Raw genomic sequence first — 6,197 nt, forward strand, 5'->3', positions numbered from 1 at the left:
ACACCGGGCGTATGAATGGAGAAATGTCAGGACAGTGTATTGCCAGGTATGAACCATTCCCGACGGGAATTCAGAAGATCCTGAGCACTCATCGCCTTTTTACCCGCAGGTTGTAATGATTCAAGGTTCAATACGCCATTTGCTGTGGCGACCTGAATACCGAGCTTTGTGGCGTCAATGATCGTACCTGGTACGGCATCGCGTTGACTCTCGATCGCTGATGCTTTCCAGACTTTCACCGGCTGGTCGTCGATGATCAGATAACTCATCGGCCATGGGTTAAACGCCCGGATACAGCGTTCAAGCTCAATGGCAGAAAGCGACCAGTCAATACGGGCTTCTTCTTTGCTCAGTTTTTCCGCATAGGTCGCCAGTGTTTCATCCTGAACCTGCGGCTGTGCGCGGCCTTCTGCCAGCTGTTGCAGCGTTTCAATTAGCCCCTGCGGGCCAAGGTGCGCTAATTTGTCATACAGCGTAGCGCTGGTATCTTCGGCGGTAATTGGGCAAGAGAGCTTATAAAGCATGTCACCCGTGTCCAGACCTACATCCATTTGCATTATCGTCACGCCCGTTTCGGCATCGCCAGCCCACAGCGAACGCTGGATAGGCGCAGCACCGCGCCAGCGCGGAAGCAGCGATCCATGAACGTTTATGCAGCCCAGACGTGGCATTTCCAGCACAGCTTTAGGCAGGATCAGACCATAGGCGACCACCACCATAATATCGGCCTTGAGATCGGCAACAAGCTGCTGATTATCCTGTGGACGCAATGACGCGGGCTGGAATATCGGCAGTCCTTTCTCTTCTGCCAGCGCTTTTACCGGGCTGGGCATCAATTTTTTGCCCCGACCAGCCGGGCGATCGGGTTGGGTAAATACGCCCACGATTTGGTGCTCAGACGACAACAGCGCGTCAAGGTGACGCGCTGCAAAATCGGGGGTACCCGCGAAAATAATGCGAAGTTTTTCTGACACGATATTCCCTGTCCTTACGCCCGCGCGTTCATCCGATCCAGCTTTTCCACTTTTTGACGGATACGCTGCTGTTTTAATGGCGATAGATAGTCAATAAAGAGTTTGCCAACCAGATGATCCATTTCATGCTGAATACAAATGGCCAGCAGACCATCGGCCTCTAACTCAAAAGGTTTTCCGTCGCGATCGAGCGCACGGATTTTAACGGTTTCTGCACGAGGAACCAGCGCACGCTGTTCCGGAATGGACAGACAACCTTCTTCAATGCCCGTTTCGCCATTTTTTTCCAGAAGCTCTGGATTTATCAGCACCAGACGCTCATCACGATTTTCGGAAACATCAATGACGATAATGCGCTGATGAATATCGACCTGAGTCGCGGCCAGACCAATACCTTCTTCGGCGTACATCGTTTCGAACATATCATCAACGATACGCTGAATATCTGCATTCACTTCTTTTACCGGTTCAGCGACTTTGCGAAGACGCTCGTCCGGAATATGTAACACGTGCAAAACTGCCATAAATTTCCAGAGTTGAGTTCAGGAGTAGAAAAGATTATTACCTCTATTCTAGACAAATCTCCCCCTGATTGACAGCATCAGTGACCAATCGCAAAGATTGCTGAAAGAGCTTGTGGCAAGGGAGAAGGGATGACGCCCACCGAGATTTGGTTACGCCTGATAAATGTGCGCCAGTTGTATGGTGATCGAATGATTCGCCTGGCTCGTAATCTTATAAAACAATCGCATATTGAAAGAGATACGCTGTTGGCGGCAGGGTTAACGGTGAAGCAAAGTGCAGCCTTTATGGGGCTGACGCCCGCCGAGCTCGACCGTAGTCTGGCCTGGCTTGCGCATTCCAGCCACCATTTGATTGTGGCTGACGATGCACGTTATCCACCGCAGTTGCGGGCCATTAATGACTATCCGGGAGCGCTATTCGTTGATGGCGATCCGGCATGCCTTACTTCGCCACAACTGGCGATAGTAGGCAGTCGGAATCATTCATGGTACGGGCAGCAGTGGGGAGAGCGCTTTAGTCAGGAACTGGCCTCGTGTGGACTGATTGTTACCAGCGGGCTTGCCAGAGGTATTGACGGTGTTGCGCATACTGCAGCGCTTGGCGCAAAAGGGAAAAGCATCGCGGTATTGGGAAATGGTTTATTCCTTGTGCATCCGCGTAGCCACAACTCGCTTGCAAGCGCTATTGTGCAGTCTGGTGGTGCGGTACTCTCAGAATTCCCGCTTTCAGCTCCGCCGCGACCGGAAAATTTTCCCCAGCGTAACCGTATTATCAGTGGATTAAGCCTGGGAGTGCTGGTTATAGAGGCAGCTATTCGCAGCGGATCGCTCGTGACGGCGCGCTGTGCGCTGGAGCAGGGGCGAGAAGTGTTTGCATTACCGGGGCCGTTAGGGAATCCTGGCAGCGAAGGACCTCATTGGTTGATTAAGCAAGGAGCCATTCCTGTGACTGCGCTTGAGGATATCCTTGAAAACGTGCAATTTGACCCGTATTCATTGCCAGATAAGGCGGAAATTACAATTTATTCACCAGAACACGAAGTTGCGGCATTGCCATTTCCTGAGCTCCTGGCTAACGTAGGAGATGAGGTAACACCTGTTGACGTCGTCGCTGAACGTGCCGGCCAACCTGTGCCAGTGACAGTGGCTCAGCTACTCGAACTGGAGTTAGCAGGGTGGATCGCAGCTGTACCCGGCGGCTATGTCCGATTAAGGAGGGCAAGCCATGTTCGACGTACTAATGTATTTGTTTGAGACTTACATCCATAACGAAGCAGAGATGCGTGTGGACCAGGATAAACTGACGCGGGATCTCACCGACGCCGGTTTTGACCGTGAGGATATCTACAGCGCGTTAGTGTGGCTTGAAAAGCTGGCAGATTATCAGGAAGGTCTTGTCGCACCGATGCAGCTTGCTTCCGATCCGCTCTCTGTGCGTATTTATACTGCAGAAGAATGCGAAAGACTGGATGCCAGTTGCCGGGGATTTCTGTTATTCCTGGAACAGATTCAGGTGCTCAACCTCGATACCCGGGAAATGGTCATTGAGCGTGTGCTGGCGCTGGATACGGCAGAGTTTGATCTCGACGACCTGAAATGGGTCATCCTGATGGTACTGTTCAATATTCCGGGCTGTGAAAATGCGTATCAGCAGATGGAAGAATTACTCTTTGAAGTGAATGAAGGTATGCTGCACTAATCTTTTATGTGGCATCAAGAATCGTTATGGTCAAATCAGCACTTTTTGCGGTGCGTAAAAATGAGCCCTGTCCACAGTGCGGGGCTGAACTTGTCATTCGGTCCGGGAAACATGGTCCGTTTCTCGGGTGTTCCCATTATCCGGAATGCGATTATGTCCGTCCCCTGAAAAATCAGGCGGATGGACATATTGTCAAAGTTCTGGAGGGACAGACTTGCCCGGTCTGCGAAGCGGTACTTGTCCTGCGTCAGGGGCGCTACGGGATGTTTATCGGTTGTAGTCGTTATCCCGAATGTGAGCATACCGAAGTTATCGATAAACCAGACGATACTGCCATTACCTGTCCACAGTGCCAGAGCGGGCACCTTGTTCAGCGACGTTCTCGTTTCGGTAAAACCTTTCACTCCTGCGATCGCTATCCGGAGTGTCAGTTCGTTATTAACTTTAAACCCATAGCGGGTGAATGCCCTGAATGTCATTATCCGCTGTTAATAGAAAAGAAAACCGCGCAGGGGTTAAAACTTTTTTGCGCGAGTAAACAATGTGGAAAGCCGGTTTCGGCGGAACAAACCAGTGAAGAATAACCTGCCCTCTAAGGCCATTGCTGACGCAGTGGCCGTACTGAATAATCATCACGTCATTGCCTATCCTACTGAAGCCGTATTTGGCGTTGGTTGCGATCCCGATAGTGAAATCGCGGTAACGCGCCTGCTGGAATTAAAACAGCGCCCGGTTGAAAAGGGTCTGATTCTTATTGCCGCTAATTTTGAACAGCTCAAGCCCTATATCAATGATGATGTCCTGACCCCAACGCAGCGTGAAGCGGTATTCGCCCGCTGGCCGGGACCGGTAACCTTTGTCTTTCCGGCAAAGGCGACGACACCGCGGTGGTTGACAGGGCGCTTTGATTCGCTGGCTGTACGCGTTACCGATCATCCGCTGGTGGTTGAACTGTGTGAGGCATATGGCAAACCCCTGGTGTCAACCAGCGCTAATCTTACAACGCTCCCACCATGCCGTACTGTAGAAGAAGTCCGTGCGCAGTTTGGTGACGATTTTCCTGTCATCAAGGGGGTAACCGGTGGCCGCCTGAATCCATCGGAAATTCGTGATGCTCTGACGGGCAAACAGTTTCGACAGGGGTAACGATATGGAAACTTATGCTGTTTTCGGCCATCCGGTAGCACACAGCAAATCGCCTTTTATTCATCAGCAATTTGCCAGGCAGTTACAGATTGAACATCCCTACGGGCGCGTTCTGGCTCCGTTGGATAAGTTTGTCGCGACGCTGAATGATTTTTTTGCTAACGGCGGAAAGGGTGCCAACGTCACAGTACCGTTTAAAGAAGAAGCCTTTGCCCGTGCCGATGAGCTTACTGAAAGAGCGGCGCTGGCCGGTGCGGTGAATACGCTTAAGCGTCTTGAAGATGGGCGACTGCTAGGAGATAACACCGACGGTATTGGCTTACTCAGCGATTTAGAACGTCTGGCGTTTATCAGGCCGGGTGCGCGTATTCTGCTTATAGGAGCAGGAGGCGCATCGCGCGGCGTATTGCTGCCTTTGCTTTCTCTGGATTGCGCGGTGACGATTACCAATCGTACGGTTGCGCGTGCTGAAGAACTGGCGCAGCTTTTTGCTCACACTGGTAGTGTAAAAGCTGTCGCAATGGCCGATCTGAACGGGCATGAATTTGATCTCATTATTAACGCAACCTCCAGCGGGCTTGCCGGTGAGGTGCCTGCTATACCCGCCTCTTTAATTAAGCCTGGCATTTATTGCTATGACATGTTTTATCAGCAAGGTAACACGCCTTTCCTTAACTGGTGTGAGCAACATGGTGCTCGTCAGTGTGCTGATGGCCTGGGGATGCTGGTAGGCCAGGCGGCGCACGCCGTCCTTCTCTGGCACGGCGTTTTACCCGATGTGCTGCCGGTGATTGAAAAACTCAAGCAGGAGCTGGCGAAATGAATCAGGCGATCCAATTTCCTGACCGTGAAGAATGGCGTGATAGCGTGCGGGCGCTGTGTTTTCCGGTGCTGGTCAACGGCATGCAGTTAACGGGTGCAATAAAAGAAGCAACGCTGGCGCACCGTTTTGGTGGCGACACGCCAGCGGGCTGGCTTGCGGCATTCCGTGAGCAGCGCTGGGATCTTGAGGAAGAAGCCGAAGCGCTTATTCGGGATCGGCAAGAGGACGATCAGGGCTGGGTCTGGTTATCCTGAGCCAGATACTCATCCTTCCATGTTACGTAATTATTTGCAGAATACTTAAGCCCTTCAATCTCCGCCTCTTTCAGGGGGCGTATCTGTTTGACCGGGCTGCCAAGGTAAAGGTAGCCACTTTCCAGACGTTTATTTTGCGGGACCAGGCTGCCAGCGCCAATCATCACGTCATCTTCTATTACCGCACCGTCGAGCAAAATCGATCCCATACCGACCAGTACCCGGTTGCCTATGGTGCATCCGTGTAGCATAACTTTGTGTCCTACCGTCACATCTTCACCAATAAGCAGCGGATTGCCTTCCGGGTTAAAAGAGGATTTATGCGTGACGTGTAGCACGCTGCCATCCTGAATATTGGTTCGGGCACCAATCGCTACATAATTAACATCACCCCGAATGACGACCAGCGGCCAGATACCGACATCCTCGGCTATACGAACGTCGCCGATGACAACGCTGGTGGAGTCGATCATCACACGTAGCCCCGTTTTGGGGAACGAATCTCTGTAGGAACGTAAAACTGCGGGCATGATTACCTCTGCTGCTGCTAACTGTAATATCACTTTGGCGGCTTTATCTGACGCGAGCAAGCGTTAGATGCGCCAAAATTTAAGCAGATCGAGCAGGATCACAGCAAAAAGAATGATAAAACATCAGTCAGAAAAAAAGATCGAAAAAAGGCTTGTGCTAAACGCTGTGATCCCTATAATGCGCCTCCATCGACACGGCGGATGTGAATCACTTCACACAAACAGCCGGTTGGTTGAAGAGAAAAAA

At 51.5% G+C, this 6,197-nt stretch carries 9 protein-coding genes; 6 read left to right on the plus strand and 3 right to left on the minus strand.

Going from position 1 to position 6,197, the window contains the following annotated elements; all coding sequences use genetic code 11:
- Positions 1-26: 26 nt before the first annotated feature.
- Entirely contained in the window at positions 27-974 is a 948-nt protein-coding gene (gene fmt / locus CHU32_RS25860; RefSeq protein WP_103678699.1) for a methionyl-tRNA formyltransferase, read from the minus strand.
- Positions 975-988: 14 nt separating this feature from the next.
- A complete protein-coding gene (gene def / locus CHU32_RS25865) occupies positions 989-1,498 on the minus strand; it encodes a peptide deformylase (RefSeq protein ID WP_103678700.1) in 510 nt (169 codons plus the stop codon).
- A gap of 129 nt (positions 1,499-1,627) precedes the next feature.
- Between def and dprA the strand changes: the two genes are divergently transcribed.
- The 6 genes from dprA to CHU32_RS25895 are packed head-to-tail and all read left to right on the plus strand — an operon-like array spanning position 1,628 to position 5,420.
- Positions 1,628-2,752, plus strand: coding sequence for a DNA-protecting protein DprA (gene dprA, locus CHU32_RS25870; RefSeq protein ID WP_103678701.1), 1,125 nt, complete (start codon positions 1,628-1,630; stop codon positions 2,750-2,752).
- A complete protein-coding gene (gene smg, locus CHU32_RS25875) occupies positions 2,724-3,197 on the plus strand; it encodes a DUF494 family protein Smg (protein ID WP_103678702.1) in 474 nt (157 codons plus the stop codon). Before dprA ends, smg begins: the two co-directional genes overlap by 29 nt.
- A gap of 26 nt (positions 3,198-3,223) precedes the next feature.
- Positions 3,224-3,781, plus strand: a complete 558-nt coding sequence (locus CHU32_RS25880; RefSeq protein ID WP_103678703.1) for a DNA topoisomerase family protein — start codon at positions 3,224-3,226, stop codon at positions 3,779-3,781.
- Positions 3,771-4,343 (plus strand): L-threonylcarbamoyladenylate synthase type 1 TsaC, encoded by a 573-nt coding sequence (tsaC, locus tag CHU32_RS25885; protein WP_103678704.1) that lies wholly within the window; start codon positions 3,771-3,773, stop codon positions 4,341-4,343. The genes CHU32_RS25880 and tsaC overlap by 11 nt, the downstream gene beginning before the upstream one ends.
- Before the next feature lie 4 nt (positions 4,344-4,347).
- The gene (gene aroE / locus CHU32_RS25890) at positions 4,348-5,166 is read left to right on the plus strand and encodes a shikimate dehydrogenase (RefSeq protein ID WP_103678705.1); all 819 of its coding nucleotides are present in this window, start codon (positions 4,348-4,350) and stop codon (positions 5,164-5,166) included.
- Entirely contained in the window at positions 5,163-5,420 is a 258-nt protein-coding gene (locus CHU32_RS25895) for a DUF1488 family protein (protein ID WP_103678706.1), read from the plus strand. Before aroE ends, CHU32_RS25895 begins: the two co-directional genes overlap by 4 nt.
- On the opposite strand, the gene CHU32_RS25900 is transcribed toward CHU32_RS25895, so the two are convergent.
- The gene (locus tag CHU32_RS25900) at positions 5,396-5,950 is read right to left on the minus strand and encodes a gamma carbonic anhydrase family protein (RefSeq protein WP_103678707.1); all 555 of its coding nucleotides are present in this window, start codon (positions 5,948-5,950) and stop codon (positions 5,396-5,398) included. The genes CHU32_RS25895 and CHU32_RS25900 overlap by 25 nt on opposite strands.
- Positions 5,951-6,197: the final 247 nt, after the last annotated feature.

This window comes from Superficieibacter electus (assembly GCF_002915575.1).
Lineage (GTDB): Bacteria > Pseudomonadota > Gammaproteobacteria > Enterobacterales > Enterobacteriaceae > Superficieibacter > Superficieibacter electus.